General features: G+C 32.8%; 13 protein-coding genes and 2 pseudogenes. 1 reads left to right on the top strand and 14 read right to left on the bottom strand.

All coding sequences use genetic code 11. From position 1 onward, the window contains the following. Positions 1–36: 36 nt before the first annotated feature. Both EQM13_RS07735 and EQM13_RS07730 read right to left on the bottom strand, forming a co-directional pair. Positions 37–3,090 (bottom strand): cyclic peptide export ABC transporter, encoded by a 3,054-nt coding sequence (locus tag EQM13_RS07735; protein WP_128752379.1) that lies wholly within the window; start codon positions 3,088–3,090, stop codon positions 37–39. A 429-nt stretch (positions 3,091–3,519) separates the two neighbouring features. Next, positions 3,520–4,809 carry an IS110 family RNA-guided transposase gene (locus EQM13_RS07730; protein ID WP_128752303.1) on the bottom strand — a complete coding sequence of 430 codons (1,290 nt, stop codon included), beginning with the start codon at positions 4,807–4,809 and terminating at the stop codon, positions 3,520–3,522. A gap of 449 nt (positions 4,810–5,258) precedes the next feature. Between EQM13_RS07730 and EQM13_RS07725 the strand changes: the two genes are divergently transcribed. Further along, a complete protein-coding gene (locus tag EQM13_RS07725; protein WP_206172910.1) occupies positions 5,259–6,536 on the top strand; it encodes an IS110 family RNA-guided transposase in 1,278 nt (425 codons plus the stop codon). A 140-nt stretch (positions 6,537–6,676) separates the two neighbouring features. Here EQM13_RS07725 and EQM13_RS07720 read toward each other — a convergent pair whose 3' ends face one another. From EQM13_RS07720 to EQM13_RS07675, 12 genes and pseudogenes are all read right to left on the bottom strand, one after another. Continuing rightward, complete coding sequence (locus EQM13_RS07720; RefSeq protein ID WP_128752378.1) at positions 6,677–11,149, bottom strand: non-ribosomal peptide synthetase; 4,473 nt, start codon at positions 11,147–11,149, stop codon at positions 6,677–6,679. Next, on the bottom strand, positions 11,136–11,864 hold the full coding sequence (locus tag EQM13_RS07715; protein WP_128752377.1) for a 4'-phosphopantetheinyl transferase family protein: 729 nt from the start codon (positions 11,862–11,864) through the stop codon (positions 11,136–11,138). The genes EQM13_RS07720 and EQM13_RS07715 overlap by 14 nt, the downstream gene beginning before the upstream one ends. A gap of 48 nt (positions 11,865–11,912) precedes the next feature. Then, entirely contained in the window at positions 11,913–12,101 is a 189-nt protein-coding gene (locus EQM13_RS19025; protein ID WP_406565242.1) for a DUF1848 family protein, read from the bottom strand. 73 nt (positions 12,102–12,174) lie between these two features. Continuing rightward, positions 12,175–13,101 (bottom strand): Rpn family recombination-promoting nuclease/putative transposase, encoded by a 927-nt coding sequence (locus tag EQM13_RS07705; RefSeq protein ID WP_114219957.1) that lies wholly within the window; start codon positions 13,099–13,101, stop codon positions 12,175–12,177. A gap of 92 nt (positions 13,102–13,193) precedes the next feature. Next, complete coding sequence (locus EQM13_RS18480) at positions 13,194–13,394, bottom strand: hypothetical protein (protein ID WP_206172933.1); 201 nt, start codon at positions 13,392–13,394, stop codon at positions 13,194–13,196. An 18-nt stretch (positions 13,395–13,412) separates the two neighbouring features. Beyond that, positions 13,413–13,826, bottom strand: coding sequence for an IS256 family transposase (locus EQM13_RS19020; RefSeq protein WP_406565243.1), 414 nt, complete (start codon positions 13,824–13,826; stop codon positions 13,413–13,415). A gap of 2 nt (positions 13,827–13,828) precedes the next feature. Next, positions 13,829–14,201, bottom strand: a pseudogene (locus tag EQM13_RS19015) (transposase). Positions 14,202–14,553: 352 nt separating this feature from the next. Next, the gene (locus tag EQM13_RS07695; RefSeq protein ID WP_161567200.1) at positions 14,554–15,144 is read right to left on the bottom strand and encodes a histidine phosphatase family protein; all 591 of its coding nucleotides are present in this window, start codon (positions 15,142–15,144) and stop codon (positions 14,554–14,556) included. A 727-nt stretch (positions 15,145–15,871) separates the two neighbouring features. Next, the gene (locus EQM13_RS07690; protein ID WP_128752303.1) at positions 15,872–17,161 is read right to left on the bottom strand and encodes an IS110 family RNA-guided transposase; all 1,290 of its coding nucleotides are present in this window, start codon (positions 17,159–17,161) and stop codon (positions 15,872–15,874) included. A 372-nt stretch (positions 17,162–17,533) separates the two neighbouring features. Then, positions 17,534–17,818, bottom strand: a pseudogene (locus tag EQM13_RS19010) (transposase); the annotation flags it as partial. A gap of 172 nt (positions 17,819–17,990) precedes the next feature. Beyond that, on the bottom strand, positions 17,991–18,314 hold the full coding sequence (locus EQM13_RS07680; protein ID WP_161567199.1) for a winged helix-turn-helix domain-containing protein: 324 nt from the start codon (positions 18,312–18,314) through the stop codon (positions 17,991–17,993). A gap of 11 nt (positions 18,315–18,325) precedes the next feature. Further along, positions 18,326–18,583 (bottom strand): helix-turn-helix domain-containing protein, encoded by a 258-nt coding sequence (locus tag EQM13_RS07675; RefSeq protein ID WP_128752374.1) that lies wholly within the window; start codon positions 18,581–18,583, stop codon positions 18,326–18,328. Positions 18,584–18,628: the final 45 nt, after the last annotated feature.

The raw sequence follows: 18,628 nt of genomic DNA, 5'->3' as shown, positions 1-18,628 counted from the left end.
TGTTCGTTCTACTGTTATTCAAGTAAAGATAAAATTTTACTTGAAAGTTTGAAAACTTCCCATATCCATCTTTATAATCTTATCGGCAACATTAAAATATCTGTCGTCATGGGTTATGGCTATAACGCATTTGCCCCTCTCTTTAAGTTCAGGCAGAATGGTATCGTAAAAGAATAATCTGAATTCCGGGTCCTGATCTGCCGCCCATTCGTCAAATATGTATATAGGCCTGTCCTCCAAATAAGCCACCAATAAAGCCAATCTTTTTTTCTGTCCGGTTGACAATTTAATTGTATCAAACTTTCCTTCTTTTATCCGCACCTTATTATCAAGCTGGAGTATCTCTAAATATTTCCGTATTTCCTCTTCTTTATCTTTATAATCTATGCCGTAAAGTTTGTCAAATAAATAAAAATCACTGAAAACTCCGGAATATTTTTCACTCAATTCTCTTCCCGAAACCCTGTTACCGTTCAAAGTTATATAGCCCTTGGAAGGTACATACAAACCGGTTAACAGCTTAGCCAAGGTTGACTTTCCGCTGCCGTTGCCCCCTGTAATAAAAAATATTTCGCCCGATTTAAACTCATAGTCAATGGGCCCCACCTTAAAACTGTTTTCGCCGTCTTTATCATAAACATATTCTATGCCCTTTAACTTCAATATAATTTTATCTTCCTTTTTATTTATTCCACTATCATTATTTTTACCATCCGAAGAAGATATTTGGGACAATAGACCGTTGATTCTTTTTAAACTTATTCTGACTTCAATAGCATTGGGTATCGCATTTAATATGCCGTGAACGGGACCCGTCATATAAAGGAGTATAAAAACATAGCTTTCAAGGCTGACTTCCTTTAAGTTCTTTAAAATTAGAGGTAAAATAAATACTACGGCACCGATTGCAATAGTAAACAAAAGCTCTCCCACCACAAACATATTTGCAAACGCCAGGGCCGACTGCCCTCTTTTAACCTTATACCTGTCACAGCTTTCTTCCAAATCCTCCTGAAATTCTTCCTTCCTCTTTCCGTTAAGGCTTAATTCCTTAAATCCTCCTATTAAATCATTAATAAATTTAAAGAATATATTCTGCAGATCCCTTGCTTCCTCCCCAATCCTGTTGGCATACCTGCCCACCAAATAGTATATACCTGCGATAAACAATATTATTATTACCGAAAGGAGCAAAGCATATATATTTATAAATCCTAAATATATAAAACAGCATATAAGAGTTATGGCGCTTGTCACTCCGCTGATTATAATATTTACAAATCTGCTTATGGTCTCCGTATCATTATTTAAAGTAGACTGAATTCTTCCCTTATCTATTTCTTCAAATTTGTTATAGGGGGTTTTTAAAAGGCCTTTTACAATCTCCATCCGTTTTGAATACACTATCCCGTTCGTTATTTCTATCATCCTTATTCTCATAATTCTCTGACCGTAGACATATAAAATTATACCGAGGATAAAATACATCAAAAGCTTAACCTTTTCATCATTACCGCTTCTTATAGCCATGTTGATAGTAAAAATTATAAGGGCATTGCCGAATCCGCTGAGGACACTTAATATTGATAATATCAATATGGATTTGTCCCCTTCTTTTTTATAAAGGCTTATAAATACCGAATATACATATACGGTCCAAATACTTATATAAACTAAATAAAGTGCCGTCTTTACGGTTTCGGGAAGCCACACGAATACAAAATTCCAAGACACCCCTCTGTATAAAATGTTTGGAATAAGATATATGGAGTAGCTTAACCCTATCATGAAGATTAAGGAAAAAATAAATTTAAAAATATCCCTTGAATTTTTTTTGTTTAAAAACCTCTCTTTTCTGAATACCTCTTTCAGTGCCTTTACAGTAAAAAATAAGGTGCCGGCAATTATTAAGACAGAAATAAGTATAAGGAGAACCGAAATCATGTCCGCATTTTTATTTAAGTCATTTACATCTTCATAATAATCTTCTCCCTGAAGTATTCCGTTAATGCCCCGGGCAATATAACCCACGTATTCGGAATTTGTATTGCCGAGTACCGCAATACCTGTTTTATCTTCCGGCCTTAACAATATGAAGGACGAATAATTGGGATTATTCCCTCCGTGAGAGATTTCTCCTCCTCCTTTTTGATACACATACCATCCGCAGGCATATGAAGAACCGTCTTCCAAAGGCGGAACCTTGCGGTTGGGATTGTGAGATTCTTCAATGAGTTCTCTGTCAAATCGGGAGCTGTTATATGTTCCCATCTGAATTTTGAGCCATTTCCCCATGTCTTCCCCATTGGACATAATATATCCTGCGGGTTTATTGCCCCTGTAGGTAGGTGCATCATATAGAGCAGGTTTTAAGAATTCAATCTTATACCCCTTCGCCATATTTTCACTGACGTCTTCATCTCTGTAGAGATAAGTATTGTTTAATCCCATGGGTTTTAAAATATTTTCTTCAATATATTCTTCATAGCTTGAACCCGTTGCCTTTTCAATTATAAGCCCCAAAACATCATAGTTTATTGTGGCATATTGAAATTTCTCTCCAGGTTCACTGTCAAGTTCAATGCCGATCAATGTTCTGACCGTTTCATCAATTGCATTATCGTCATTGGAAACAGGTATATTATCTATTGTCTTAAAAGGTATTCCGCTTGTATGATGAAGCAGTTGTTCTATTGTTACGGGAACTTCTCTTCCTTTGTATTTGACTTTCAGCCAAGGTATGTAGTCCGTCACTTCATCGTTTAGTTCAATCAGCCCCTCTTTTTGCAGCTTCAAAATACCCAAGGCAGTAAAAGCCTTGCTGTTGGAACCTATTTCAAAGAGGGACTTTGAAGTAACCCTTTCTTTTTTTTCAACATCGGAATACCCGAACCCCTTTTCATAAACAGTCTTATCATCTTTAACCACAGTGACGAACAATCCCGGAATATTACCTTTGTCCATATTTTCCTTTATAAACTTTTCTATTTTTATATTTGTATCATCGGTCAAAGCATAAGTTTTAAAGGGCAGCAGTATCATACATAAAAATATGATGAGTGCAGCCGGCAATCCGTTAAAATTTTTCATATTAATGTTCTCCTCTTTAAATCAAGTAGTATTTTCCAATACTTCTGATTAATTTTATATTATTTTAATGGATCATTTGCAACGAAATAATTACATTTTACATGAAATGTCCATTTTAATCCTCACTTAATAAAAGTAGCACTTATATATTTTTATGAACAGTGGCTTTTGCTCACTTTATATAGTAGTAGAACCTCTTTCTAGCAGGATCTATCTCCCAAACTTCCTTCGTCCAACTTAATCTATATGTGAGTCCCGTCATGCTCGTATGCAGGATTATATCCTAATGGAGGAATTACAGGATCGCCACTTTTGTTGTTTTTAATTATTCTAGTTTGTAAATTTAAATTCTATTTTAGCTACCATATTTAAATAGAATCTTTTAAAACTATTAATTCATACGTAATTTAATCTCTGAAATAGATAGAATTAAGCAACTGAATTTAAAAACTCATCTGGATATTTTATTTGTGACATCATTTTACTTTCATCATAATCGACATCTTTCAAAATTATTGTATGGATTATTCTTAATAGTTTTCTGCATAATGCTATTATAGCTTGTTTCCCAGTAAGCTGATTTTTTCGCCTTGTAGTATAATAAATGTACATTTCTTTAAATGCAGTATTTGTCCGTATCATCCCAAGTATTACCTGGTACAATAATCGGCGGAGATCTTTACGTCCTCTTCTGCTTATAGATGTTGCACCTTTTACCTTACCAGAACTATTTTCTGTTAAAGAAAGCCCTGCCATTTTTATCATTTGTTTCGGAGTCTTGTACTTTCTTATATCTCCTAATTCAGCAACTATGCCACTTGCCGTTACGAGCCCAACACCCTTAATTTGCATTATCTTCTTTGTTTCATCTAGTTGATTGCAAATCTTGGTTACATAATCATCTATTTCTTCAATTTGCTCTAAAAAGCTTTCATATTTGTCTAAAAGAAATTTTATTTCTAATTTTGCAAATGAAAGTCCTTCTTTTATCCCTATGCTATTTTTACTAGCTGTTACAAGTCTTTCTATCTTCCCAAGGCCTACACCTCTTCTCATCTTTGGAGGTAGCATCTCATAGATTTCATTTGGTGGTATTCTTTCAATTACAGACGGAAAGATATACTTTTTAATTATCTTTATAAATGATTTCGATTCCCAGCTGGCATATGCTTCTTTGTATTCTGGAAAGTATCTGTCTAACCAATTGTGAATCTGATTTTTAGTACGATTTAAATCCTTTATTACAACTTGCCTTAAGTTCTTAGCATTCCTTAGCTCTTCATACTCACCTTCAAGCAAATTCGGGGTAGAATATCTTGCATCTTTTACTAGCTGTGCAATAATCTTTGCATCTTTTTTATCTGTTTTTGTTTGAAGGTTATCATCTAACTCTTTTATCTTTTTTACATGCATTGGATTTACTGTAACCACTGTATAGTCATTAGCTTTAAGATATCTTGCTATATTTAACCAGTAATGTCCTGTTGGTTCCATACCTATAATTACTTGTTCCTTCTCCTCAACCACTTTAATTTCATTAATCCAATTCTCAAACTCTAAATATCCTGAAAGGGAATTATTGAATTTAATTGATTTTCCAAACTCTATGCCTCTAATATCTTGTGCTCTTGCTACATGAAATTCTTTTGCTATGTCAACTCCAACAATTAGTGTTTCATATGTCAATTGATTTAATCTATCATTTTGTTTATAATTCATAGTGAATCCTCCTTTAAATTAAGAAATTGTTTTCTCTCAATTACAATTATACCTTAATTTATTTGTGAGGATTTTCTATTTTTATCGTACCACAGGAAGCTCGTATAATATGTTTAGAAGCACTTTTTATAGGTCTTCTAAGCATATTTTAATATTTTTAATACAATTTTTATTAGAGATATCCTAATGCTATAATTAAATAAAGAATAGTTAGCAAAGGATAATTCTTTGCTCTCCAGCAAAACCATTGGGTTATTGCCCTTAAAGCGTGCTTCCTAACTTAGCTGTCATATCCTGCTTACTTCAGATGCCGCATCTCTTTGATTAGACCAACAGCAAGGTAATTTTCAAAGATGAATGCTAATAATGCGAGGTTGCCGTAAGCAGCTAAGATTAGGATATCTCTTTTACTAATTGTTCTCCATCCTATTATGAAAGGTGGTGATCTTATGAAGAACAATATTCTATCAACTTTATACGTAGGTATTGATGTAAGTTCTAAGACTAATGTCTTATGCGCTCTAGATTTTGAAGGCAATAAACTTCTTAACCTTAAGGCTTTGAATAACCAACCTGGTGCCGAATCTATCTTAGATAGTATTATTAGGTGTTTAGATTCTAATAGCCTAAAATATGTTGTTATTGCCCTGGAATCTACTTCTTTCTACAGTACCCACATTGCAAACTTTCTTGCTTCTAATGAGATTCTATTAGCCTACAAACCTCTTGTATACTGTCTTAATCCTAAAACTGTTGCAAATTACAGAAAGACTTTTGTAGACATGGATAAAACAGATCCTCTAGATGCATATGTCATTGCTGATTTTGCTCGTTGTGGCAAAATTACTTCTAAGCCTTGGCGTGGATCGCAGTTTCTTGCACTCCAGCGATTAACTAGACATCGTCTTCATTTAATTGAAGGTATTACTAGAGAAAAAGCTTATATGGTGTCCAACATTTATCTTAAGTTTAGTGAATTAACAGTATTAGATAAAGAAGAACGCCCATTTTCTAACACTTACGGTGTCACCTCTTCAGCCATATTAACTGAATATTTGTCCTTAGATGATATTACCTATTCATCTGTTGAGGACTTAGTTGCTTTCATTAGAGATAAAGGTAAAAATCGCTTTAATGATCCTAACAGGACTGCTCAGGTGCTCCAGAAGGCTGCTAGAGATTCCTATCGTCTTGATAAAATCCTTTATGAACCTTTAAATGTTGCAATCGCTTCATCTTTCAATGTAGTCAAAGCATTAGAAGATGAAGTTAAAACCATTGATAAGGCTATTGAAAGGAATATCAAAGGGATTAATCCTACTGAATATCAATCCCTAATCTCTATTCCAGGAGTTGGGCCAGTACTTGCTAGTGGAATTCTTTCTGAGATAGGAACCATCACTTCCTTTGATTCTCACAATTCTCTAGCTAAATATGCAGGCCTAACTTGGAGAGTTAATCAATCAGGTAATTATTCTTCAGATGAGACCAGAATGACTAAGACTGGCAATAAATACCTTAGATACTATTTAATCGAGGCTGCCAATAGTGTTAAAAATCATGTACCAGAATACAAAGAGTACTATTACAAGAAGTACGGTGAAGTAACAACTCACCAACATAAAAGAGCCCTCGCACTTACATCTCGTAAATTTGTTCGTCTGGTTTTTGGATTGCTGACTAAAAACCAAATCTACTCCAATGATAAAGTTGGAGAGATAAATTAAAATATTTCTAATCTCTAAACCTATTTTTTCACTGAAATACATAGGTTCTATTAAGGTTGTCTTTTTTTAATTGTTCCTTATGTTTTTATTAAAATTTATCTCTTGACATATCACCAGATTGCTTATATTAATTTTAACTTCTATTTAAAAAGAGAGTCCAAATCCTCCTGTGAAATATCCGCAGCATCGAAATCCGAAGGGGTGAATTCTTTGGAATCATTTTTTATGCATTGATTTAAAAGGGATTTTATTGTTTCCGTATATTTGTCGGCAAATCTCCGAATTGTACTTTCACTGAACTTATTTTTGCTGTAGGTAATTTTCAATTTTAATCTTCCTTTTATTATGAAAGCATCTATATCCATCAGGGATGTTAATGAATTCTCCTCATCACTGTCCAATCCGAATTCAATATCCGGTATGTCGCCTATGATATTGTCGAAATCCCCAAGGTAATTAAATCTTATATATTTCTCTTCCCTTTCCTCCAACTCATTATTTAAAAATCTGAGAATACCGTAATTAAATCCGTTGTCAGGTACATTTCTAAGCTGTTCCTTCAATGATTTAATCCTTAAGTTTAAATCCCCGTCTTCTATCCTGAAATATACGGGATACATAACAGTAAACCAGCCTACCGTCCTTTTCACATCAATATAATCGTTTATGTCCTTTCTTCCGTGTCCCTCCAATTCTATTACTACTTCGTCACTATTTGTCATACTGCTTATTGTAAGTACCAATAGAATTATCAAAGTTTCACTGAATTCCGTATTATAAATCTCTCCGGTTTTTTTTGAAAGTTTATTTAATATGTCTTCATCTATATCTCTAATCAAAATACCGGATGTACCCACAGTATCCTTTCCCTTATCAAAATCCGTAGGGTAAACAAAACTTTTATCCGATATTTCCTGCCAATAACGTCTTTCTTCCCCAAAATCCTTCTTGGAGTATTCTTTCAGTACCTTTGCCCAGTCTTTGAAGGAATGGGTTTTCGCCGGCAGTTTTACTTCCTCATTATTATCAAGCTGTTTCATTGCAGTCAGGAAATCCTCCAATATTATTCTCCATGAAACCCCGTCCACCGTTAAATGATGTGCTGTAAATAACAAGGCTTGCCTGCCGCCACTCAAATCAAAAATAGTTACATTAAACAAAGGACCCTTTCCTATATCGAAATTAATCTCTGCTTTATCTATCAGTTCTTTAACGCTCATATTATCCTCTGAGCCGCAGTATCCGGATAAATCAACGTATTTAACACAGGATGAGCTCTTTGAATTATCGTTATTGTAATATAATCTATGATTTTTTCTGTCATAATTAATTCTTAAAGTATCATGGTGTTCTGTTAATCTACCCACAGCAATTCTGATTTTATCGATATCCGAAATTTTGTTGTATTTTAGCAGCACATATTGGTTATAACGGTTTTCATCAGAAAAATTCCGGCTGAAAAACCATTCTGTAATAGGTGTCCTTTCTATAGCACCTTGACTCTGTCCCTGATCTATCATCCCGATATTTTGGTTTTCTCTTATATGGAATCCTATCTCTTCAACAGAATCACAGGATAATATATCCTTAACCTTAATATCCAATCCTTCATTTTTAAGCCTCGAAGAAATTTGAATTGCCTTTATGGAATCTCCGCCAAGCTGATAGAAATTATCATTCATACTTACATTTTCTATTCCCAATATCTCCTCTACAGCTTCAACCAATTTTCTTTCCTTCTCGGTTTTATACTTCACAAATTCTTTTTTTACCCTGACGGGATTGGGGAGACTGGCGGCATCCACTTTTCCGTTTAAATTTAAAGGAAACCTGTCCATAAAAACAAAATTAGCCGGAATCATGTATCTAGGTAAAAATTTCAAAAGATAATTTTTCAGTTCTAATTCCGTAATTTCTTTTTCTTTAACTATATAAGCATTTAGTGATTTATTCCCGGATGAATCCTCCTTAAACACCACAGCTGCATCCTTTACAGCCTCATTTTCCGATAAATGCTTTTCTATTTCTCCAAGCTCGATACGATATCCCCTTATCTTTACTTGATTATCCAACCTTCCTTTATATTCTATGGACCCGTCTTTTAGATACTTTGCCAAATCTCCCGTTTTATACATTTTCCTTCCTTTAATAAAAGGATTTTCAATAAACTTCTCTTCCGTCAGTTCCGGCCTGTTCAGGTACCCTCTCGAAATTCCGTCTCCCGATATATATATTTCTCCTGTTGCATTTGCGGGAACAACATTTAAATCTCCGTCCAATATGTAAATCTGTACATTACCAGCAGGCCTGCCTATGGGTACGGATATGCCTCTATCCTTTTCCATATCATATTTATGTATCATGCAGCCTACCGTAGCCTCCGTAGGACCGTATTCATTATATATTTCTATATTCTTACCGAAACTTTCGCAGATTTCTTGTGTTAGGCTTATTTTTAAGTCATCTCCGCCTACAATAAACCTCTTTATATTGGAACTTCTGTTGTCCATATCCTTTAACAGTGTCAAATGAGCAGGGGTAAGCTTTACAACCGTTGCCTTATTTTCTTTCAATATCTTATATAAAACGAATTCATTTTCATCGGTATTGTAAATTATAATCCTGTTGCCGGAAATTAAAGGAGTGAATACGGATGTTGCCGTCAGATCAAAGGATATGGAAGAATATAAAGGCATAGCTTCATTTTCATCTTTCAAATACATCTTTTTAGCCCACCATATATAATTGGTCAATCCTCTGTGTTCAATCATGACTCCCTTTGGCTTTCCCGTCGTTCCGGAGGTATATATGATATAAGCCAAATCATTTAATTTATTTACTTTGGGCGGGTTTTCCTTCCCATATAAATTTAAATTTATATCCTTTATATCAATTATACTTCCCTTAAATTCAATATCTCTCCCAGCTTTAAAATCAGTAAGGAGCACAGCACTTTTTGAGTCCTCAAGCATATAACTTATCCTTTCGGGAGGATATTCCGGATCTATGGGAAGATATGCTCCTCCTGCCTTTAAAATCCCCAATATCCCTATAACCAACTCCATGGAATGGTTCATCATGATTCCCAGTACAGATCCCCTTCCTATACCTTTTTGTCTCAGATAATGAGCCAATTGGTTTGACTTTTCATTCAACTGTTCATACGTCATCACCTCATCTCTAAACTCCAAAGCAATTTTATGGGGAGCTTTAATTGCCTGTTCCTCAAAGAGTTCATATACTGTCTTTTTCGGGTAAGGGCCATCCGTTGAATTTAATGTATATATCTTATAGTTAAATTCTCTTTCATCAACCAGTTTTATATCTCTGACTTTAATATCTCCATCTGTCAGCAACTGCCTTAAGATATTAATCATTGATTTATACATGCCTTGAATTTCTTCCTCTTTATATTCCCTTATTTTATAATCGAAATTCAAAATTATATTATCATCCTTCCATTCCTTAACCGTCAACTGCAGGGAATTTCCTTGGTTTCCGCTGTAATATTCCCGAACTTCTCCTGCCATGCCGTTGATATCGTTAATATATTGGGAATTATAATAATTCACACATATCTTAAATAAACTGTCATATCCCTTTCTGCTCAAATTCAAATCCTTGACCAAAATATCATAAGGGTATCTTTGATTAAAAAAACAAAGTTTTAGCTCCCGATTAATCGATTTTATCAAATCTTTCCCCTTTAATTCTTCATCCAACAGGAACCTGAAAGGCATTGTACTTGTAAACATACCCACCATTGATTTCTGCTTCCTGCCAATCCTGTTAAATACGGGAGTTCCTATTACCAAATCGTTTTTATATGTGGTCTTCCTTAAATATATGAGGAGTAACCCTATAAACAAGGTATTTAAAGAACATCTGTTATATTTTAAAAATTCTTTTATTTTCTTCGATAAATCATTGTCAATATTAAATGACAGCCTTCTGCCTTCCAATTCATTTGAAGTATTGTACAAAAATTCTTCAGGCGGATTTTTAAGCTTTTCCCGCCAGAAATTTTTATTCTTTATAAATTTCTCGGAATTTAAGTATTCCCTCTCTTCTTCTATGAAATCTATGTATGAATGATACCCATCAAAACAAACCTCTTCATTTCTTACCAATTTGGTGTATATTTCGCATATCTGCTTTTCTATCAATGCCGTTGACCATCCGTCGGCTATAATATGATGAATTTTCAACAGTACCCCATATTCTTCTTCATCTATTTTATATACTGCAAAATAATATAGTCGGCTGTCCTCCAATTCAAAACTTCTTTTGAATAGACCTTCCGCCCATCTCTCATGTTCCTTTTCAGGCTCTTTGTAATTACTGAAATCTACAAAATCTATATCTTCCTTCTTAAATTCCGCTACATACTGAACAAGCTGTCCGTCTTTTTCAGTGATTCTCAGCCTTAACCCCTCATTTCCCTTTACTATAAGGTTAATTGTTTCCTTCATCTTCTCAACATCTATATTTCCCTTTATATTTAAACAGCCCCCGATATTATGAACGGGAGAATTCAAATTCACCTTATCTATGTACCATATTCTTTTCTGCGGATGAGTTAAATTGTAATAGCTTCTTTTATTGATTTCCATTATAAACCTCATCTCCTTGAAATAAATCAAAATAGTTGTTGATTAAACTGTTTTGGTCTATCACTATTATATTGTCTGAAATTTCCCTATTTAGCGAACAAACAGCCATTTTGTAGTCCATACTTATATCAAATATTTTAAATATATAATTCTCATTTTGGTTATCATCAATTACTCTGATACTTTCATATTCATCCATACAAACAGAAAAGGATTTTAACGGTATCGAAAACCCTTTCCCGATACATTTCATATAACTCTCTTTCAGAGTCCATATTTCATAGAATCTACTCAATTGAATATCCGATTTTTGTTTCACTATATAATTAAATTCCCTTTCAGTAAAAAAGTTTTGGGCTATATCCTTATATTCAATACACTTAACAGCTTCAATATCAATCCCTACGGGTTTGCTGTCAACCGCACATACTACAAAATCTTCGGAATGAGATATATTAAAGTTGAAATCCAGATAGCCGTGCAGATATGGCTTCCCATATAATAGATTTTCTTCAAATTTTATATGTTCATTTTCAATATTCAGTTCTCTGATGATTATACTCCTCACCAATATTTCTCCGATTGATGCTCTGATCTTATCCCTTTTATTGATAAATCTCTCAATTCTATGTCTTTTCTCCGAATCAATGGATAGACACAGCTTATCTAATTCTTCTTCATTAATATCTGAAATTTTCACGGCATAGATTTTCATAGAATTCCCTCATCAATATTATTTTAAAAACATATATTTCTATTTAAATCAAATTATAACATCAATATGTTGAAAGATAAAGATATTTTGATGTCGAACCTTTTCAATCATTGACAGGTCAATACACCCTCCTTGATGAATGCCAAATGCGGTCAAATCATAGTTTTCGCAACAGCTTTGAAATTCGATGCCATATTTCCGTGCAGTTGGCCCGATTGCTTCGGCAAGGGTTTCTATCGAAGCTTTGCATATATCAGGGTTTCGGCCTCAAAATAAAGCATGGGACGGTAAAATCTGTCCCTACCGTCCCCTAAATCTCTTCTTTTAATTTTTCTACTTCACTCTTTGAAAGACCTGTAGTCTTCGCTACAAAGGCTATTTCTATTCCTTCTTTTAATAAATTCTTAGCTATTTCCTTTATTCCTTCTCTCTTTCCTTCTTGTTTCCCTTTTTCTTCTCTTTTTTGTAATATACTCATAGTAACAGCCCCCTTTCCTCCTAATTTTTCAATTTCTCCCTCTATGTCTTCTTCTGTTAAATCTCTGTGAATATTCTCTATATATCTTATATATATTTCAACATAATACCTTATTGCTTCTTCTCCTTCTTCTTTTTCCGCTTCTTCCACTGCTAACAGAAATTCTCTTAATACAGTCTTTAAATCCTTTTCAAAGGCATCTCTGAATGCAGTTAACATCAGAGCCGTTAATTTGTTGAACTTTTTAAAATCAATTCTTCCGCTCTTCCCTATATTTATTAAATCATATCCAAATACCGGTATCCTGTCTTTAAAGTATTCCGGCAGTTCATAAAATTCAGGTATCATATCTCTCAAATCCGTCTTTATACTCCATTCTTTCTCCCCATGATAAACTACTATAGGTAAAATTATCGGTAATTCCTCTCTGTTTTCTTTTTGTATCACTGCCGTCCATGCTTCAAGTATATATTTATTTAATTGAAATATGGTGAGTTTATCTCTATAGGATTTGTGCTCTAACAGAAAACATATATATGCATCCCTGTTATTTATTTTTACCTCATATATTAAATCAGAAAAACTTCCCTGTAATTCTTTGTTTATAAATGTATCTTTTATTAGCTCCATACTGTTTGTATCTATTATATCCAATGCTTCTTTAGGTATATTATTTTCTATAAAGTCCTTTGCTATTCTTTTTTGACTGAATACTTCCTTAAACACGGCATCATGTTTATTAACTATTTCATTTTTCACCTTTTCACCAACTTTTTGGTCTTGTTACATTTATTATAACATCGGTAAAAATTATTTTCCACTATTTTAACGAACTTTTATTCTCAATATAATTAAGTAGATGTTAGAATAAAACTGCTTAACTTTCCGCAATTAACATCAAATTTCATTAAACCATTTTTTAATATTTTGCAAAAAAGACAATTGAAACGTCCCCACGTCCATTTTTTATCCCATTTTTCACAGAATTCCTCAAGCCTGTATTCGGCATCTTCTAATGTCGATACTCCATAAACCAACTTTAAATCTGCCATTACCGGTTTAATATCTTTTTATGATACATATTTTGTAGAATTTCGTATTTGGTGTATAACGCAAAGCTGCTGTTCTGTCTTTGGAAAAACCATCTCAATCGTATTGGAAAACCCTGAAAGATTGTCACGGCAAGCAATTAAAATGTCTTCAACTCCTCGGTTCTTCAATTCGTTACATACTATGACCCAAAAGCTGGCACTTTCATTTTCCGATAACCACATCCCAAGAATTTCTTTGTGGCCTTCCATACTGATTCCAAGAACAGAGTAAAGGCATTTATTAACTATTCGGCTATCCTTACGTACTTTAAATATTATCCCATCCAGAAATACCATTTGATAAATTGGGTCAAGAGAATGTGATTGCCATTCCGCAACAGCCGACATCAGTTTATCTGTAATACGGCTTATTAGGTTTGCAGATGCTTCAATACCTAGATGTCCCGCAGATGATCTTTTCTAATGTCACGAGTGGACATTCCTTTAGCGTACATAGCCAAAACTCCCGTTTCAATATCATCTGTACGAGTTTGCCTCTTTTCTATTACTTTACTGAAAGGTAGAGTTTCGATCCCGAGGAACCTTGATTTCACTCTCTCTCCATATCACTTTTAATTGTTTTTTACCATATCCGTTCCGGTTATTACCGCTATTATTGCCGAGGATGCTGTTTTTTTCGTAACTTAAATGCTCATCTAATTCTGCCTCAAGCATTTTTTCAAGTGTCTCTGCAAACGGGTTCTTTAGTTTCGCCGTTATATCGGCTGGGGTTCTGCACTCTTCACTGATGAGGGCTGCAAGTTGCATTTCTTTTTCATTCAACTGTGTCATGGTTTTTCTCTCCTTTTATTTTTTATATTGGATAGTATTACCATCTCTTCGTTTTTTGACGGCTACCAAAGAACTTATTAAAGTTACCCTTTTTTAGTTCACTAAAAATATCAAATATTTTTTATTTTAATATTGAAATTTCTTAGCTGGACTTGAAATAAGTCTCCGGAAAGTTGATTGAAATTACACCTGCTTACAATAAGATTAAAATATTTATTTACTACCACTAATTTCAAATCTGTTATTGTTAATAAGATCTTTTTTTATCTGCTTTAAAATTATATAATAATAAAATACAAAATTTTAATATAATTTTATATAATCAAAATCATTTCATCACATCATAATTATAAAGAGTTACTTTCCATTTCCCTTTATCATAATTTATAATATTAATGCATGTATTTTTTAATTTAACACCTTTTAATTTGAATTCTCCGTTGGATATCATTGGTAAAACAGAACTTATAACGCCTGCATGTGTAACAACTATAATTTTCTTATTATTATATTTATTTATCAAGAATTTTATTCCCTTAGCAACTCTATCTTCAAATGAGCTCCAATCTTCCTCATCAAAAATAGCATCATCTGGAAATTTCATTTTTTTTTCTTCATATAATAAGCCTGATGCTGAACCAAAATCTCTTTCAATAAAATTATCTAATATGTATATATCATTAATTCCTATAATTTTCCCTATAATAAAAGCTGTCTCTTTAGCACGCTTTAACGGACTAGTAACTATTGTATCCCATGGCTCTTTTTTTAAATATTCGGCACAAGCCATAGCCTGATTGCGCCCATTGTTATTAAGTTCAACATCTTTTCTTCCTTGTAATCTACCTTGGATATTCCAAGCCGTTTCACCATGCCTAACTAAGCATATAGTTATCATTTTAAATTTAGTTTTATCCAATGGCATTATGATTGTTATACTATAAATACACAACATTATAAAATTCAATTGCTTAGATTAATATTTGCAGGATTAAAACCATAAAGTTGAATATTTAAACTATATAATATTTTTTATTACAATAAATTCAACAAAATCAAGATAATTATTAGTTGCTTGTAATATTCTTACAACAATTAAATATTTTTGATTTTAATATATTATAGCTATAATTCTATAAACATATTTTTGACACTTAAATAATTTCTTTATAATTTAAGTGTTTATCATGATATCTTACAATCATAAGCCAAGGATTCTTTCCTTCCTCCTCTTTAAATCAAGTAGTATTTTCCAATACTTCTGATTAATTTTATATTATTTTAATGGATCATTTGCAACGAAATAATTACATTTTACATGAAATGTCCATTTTAATCCTCACTTAATAAAAGTAGCACTTATATATTTTTATGAACAGTGGCTTTTGCTCACTTTATATAGTAGTAGAACCTCTTTCTAGCAGGATCTATCTCCCAAACTTCCTTCGTCCAACTTAATCTATATGTGAGTCCCGTCATGCTCGTATGCAGGATTATATCCTAATGGAGGAATTACAGGATCGCCACTTTTGTTGTTTTTAATTATTCTAGTTTGTAAATTTAAATTCTATTTTAGCTACCATATTTAAATAGAATCTTTTAAAACTATTAATTCATACGTAATTTAATCTCTGAAATAGATAGAATTAAGCAACTGAATTTAAAAACTCATCTGGATATTTTATTTGTGACATCATTTTACTTTCATCATAATCGACATCTTTCAAAATTATTGTATGGATTATTCTTAATAGTTTTCTGCATAATGCTATTATAGCTTGTTTCCCAGTAAGCTGATTTTTTCGCCTTGTAGTATAATAAATGTACATTTCTTTAAATGCAGTATTTGTCCGTATCATCCCAAGTATTACCTGGTACAATAATCGGCGGAGATCTTTACGTCCTCTTCTGCTTATAGATGTTGCACCTTTTACCTTACCAGAACTATTTTCTGTTAAAGAAAGCCCTGCCATTTTTATCATTTGTTTCGGAGTCTTGTACTTTCTTATATCTCCTAATTCAGCAACTATGCCACTTGCCGTTACGAGCCCAACACCCTTAATTTGCATTATCTTCTTTGTTTCATCTAGTTGATTGCAAATCTTGGTTACATAATCATCTATTTCTTCAATTTGCTCTAAAAAGCTTTCATATTTGTCTAAAAGAAATTTTATTTCTAATTTTGCAAATGAAAGTCCTTCTTTTATCCCTATGCTATTTTTACTAGCTGTTACAAGTCTTTCTATCTTCCCAAGGCCTACACCTCTTCTCATCTTTGGAGGTAGCATCTCATAGATTTCATTTGGTGGTATTCTTTCAATTACAGACGGAAAGATATACTTTTTAATTATCTTTATAAATGATTTCGATTCCCAGCTGGCATATGCTTCTTTGTATTCTGGAAAGTATCTGTCTAACCAATTGTGAATCTGATTTTTAGTACGATTTAAATCCTTTATTACAACTTGCCTTAAGTTCTTAGCATTCCTTAGCTCTTCATACTCACCTTCAAGCAAATTCGGGGTAGAATATCTTGCATCTTTTACTAGCTGTGCAATAATCTTTGCATCTTTTTTATCTGTTTTTGTTTGAAGGTTATCATCTAACTCTTTTATCTTTTTTACATGCATTGGATTTACTGTAACCACTGTATAGTCATTAGCTTTAAGATATCTTGCTATATTTAACCAGTAATGTCCTGTTGGTTCCATACCTATAATTACTTGTTCCTTCTCCTCAACCACTTTAATTTCATTAATCCAATTCTCAAACTCTAAATATCCTGAAAGGGAATTATTGAATTTAATTGATTTTCCAAACTCTATGCCTCTAATATCTTGTGCTCTTGCTACATGAAATTCTTTTGCTATGTCAACTCCAACAATTAGTGTTTCATATGTCAATTGATTTAATCTATCATTTTGTTTATAATTCATAGTGAATCCTCCTTTAAATTAAGAAATTGTTTTCTCTCAATTACAATTATACCTTAATTTATTTGTGAGGATTTTCTATTTTTATCGTACCACAGGAAGCTCGTATAATATAGTTGTAACATTTGATAGAAAACATCTTAATATTTTCTACCTGTCTCTATTAATAATCTTTTAATTATTAACCGCAAATTAAATATTCTTATCTATTTTTTAGTCATTTATTTTTTACTTTTTCTATCAAATACCTAAAAGGAAACTTAACCTTTTTGATAAAACATTATATAATATCTCCTGAATAGAGGATAGATGGATTCCTCCAAGGAACCTATATAAATCACAATGGCAAATAGCTAAATCCTCTTAGTGAAAGGCTTAACATATATATGCACATAGTTTTTTTAACTTACTCTTGTTTTTATTTATAGAACAAAGATAAGATTGAACCTGATTTAATAATTCTGTAAATTGATCAAAAAGTGTATTGTGTGTAACAGCAGCACGTATGTTTTCCCACAAGTGTTCTATTGCATTAAGTTCCGAGCAATATGAAGGCAAATATAGAAACTCTATATTCTTTAATTCCTTCAAGTATTCGTTTATACCTTTAAAGTGATGATATTTTACGTTATCTGCAATTATTATTACTTTCTTACCGCTGTAATCTTTAGATACCTTATTTTAAAAAAGACTTGAAGTTTTCAGTATTTCCCTTATCACTAAATTGCTGTGATAATTCTCCGGTTTCAGGATTTACTGCCCCAAATATTACGTTTCTTTTTCTTAAGCCGCCGGTATTTGTTTTAACTACTGTTTGAGTACCTTTTTTAGACTAAACCGAAGAAATTGTAGGTTCAGATGTAATTATTGCTTCATCTTTGTATACAATTACGGTGTCTTCATCTTTAGATTCAAGTAAGCCGTTAAGTTCACTCCAAAAATTTTCTAAGGTTTTTTTTTTTACTCTTTTATCTGTTTTCTTTGGACGAGTCTTGGAGTAGTTTAACCGGTGAAGAATGTTGTAGGCAGTTCCAAGGGCTATAGTTTTATTAAATTTGTTCTTAACAAATAAAACAATAAGCTGCCCCGTCCAGTTACTAAAATTTAAACCTGTATTTCTTGGGCTTGACGATAAGGCTTTATCAATTTTTTTCAATTCATCATTAGTTAGTATGTTTTTTTAGGCGGGTGGGGTATTTCTTTCAGGCCCGCCAATCCGGCTTTATTATATCTATGAAGATATCTTCTGACTGTAGAATCGGATTGATGTAACAACTTAGCTACTTGAAGGCTTGTATATCCTTCAAAGAAGTGTAAAATTGCAAGTAACCTGATTTTAAGCCTTACATCTTTTTCAGTTTGATATAGTTGCTTCAACATATCATATGAAGCATATTTAGGATTAACCTCAAGTTTTTTTCTCATGATATCATCTCCAAAACTGTATTTTCTTTAGTATACTCATTTTGG

The organism is Acidilutibacter cellobiosedens (assembly GCF_004103715.1).
In the GTDB taxonomy this organism is placed as follows: Bacteria; Bacillota; Clostridia; order Tissierellales; family Acidilutibacteraceae; genus Acidilutibacter; species Acidilutibacter cellobiosedens.
The sequence above is the reverse complement of the archived record's forward strand: the minus strand, read 5'-3'. Positions and strand labels throughout refer to the sequence as shown.

Coding starts and splice junctions, on each gene's coding strand:
- EQM13_RS07735 (WP_128752379.1), bottom strand. CDS start 3,090: ATGAAAAATTTTAACGGATTGCCGGCTGCACTCATCATATTTTTATGT.
- EQM13_RS18480 (WP_206172933.1), bottom strand. CDS start 13,394: ATGGCAGATTTAAAGTTGGTTTATGGAGTATCGACATTAGAAGATGCC.
- EQM13_RS07690 (WP_128752303.1), bottom strand. CDS start 17,161: ATGAATTATAAACAAAATGATAGATTAAATCAATTGACATATGAAACA.
- EQM13_RS07715 (WP_128752377.1), bottom strand. CDS start 11,864: ATGAAAATCTATGCCGTGAAAATTTCAGATATTAATGAAGAAGAATTA.
- EQM13_RS07730 (WP_128752303.1), bottom strand. CDS start 4,809: ATGAATTATAAACAAAATGATAGATTAAATCAATTGACATATGAAACA.
- EQM13_RS07675 (WP_128752374.1), bottom strand. CDS start 18,583: ATGAGAAAAAAACTTGAGGTTAATCCTAAATATGCTTCATATGATATG.
- EQM13_RS07725 (WP_206172910.1), top strand. CDS start 5,259: ATGAAGAACAATATTCTATCAACTTTATACGTAGGTATTGATGTAAGT.
- EQM13_RS07720 (WP_128752378.1), bottom strand. CDS start 11,149: ATGGAAATCAATAAAAGAAGCTATTACAATTTAACTCATCCGCAGAAA.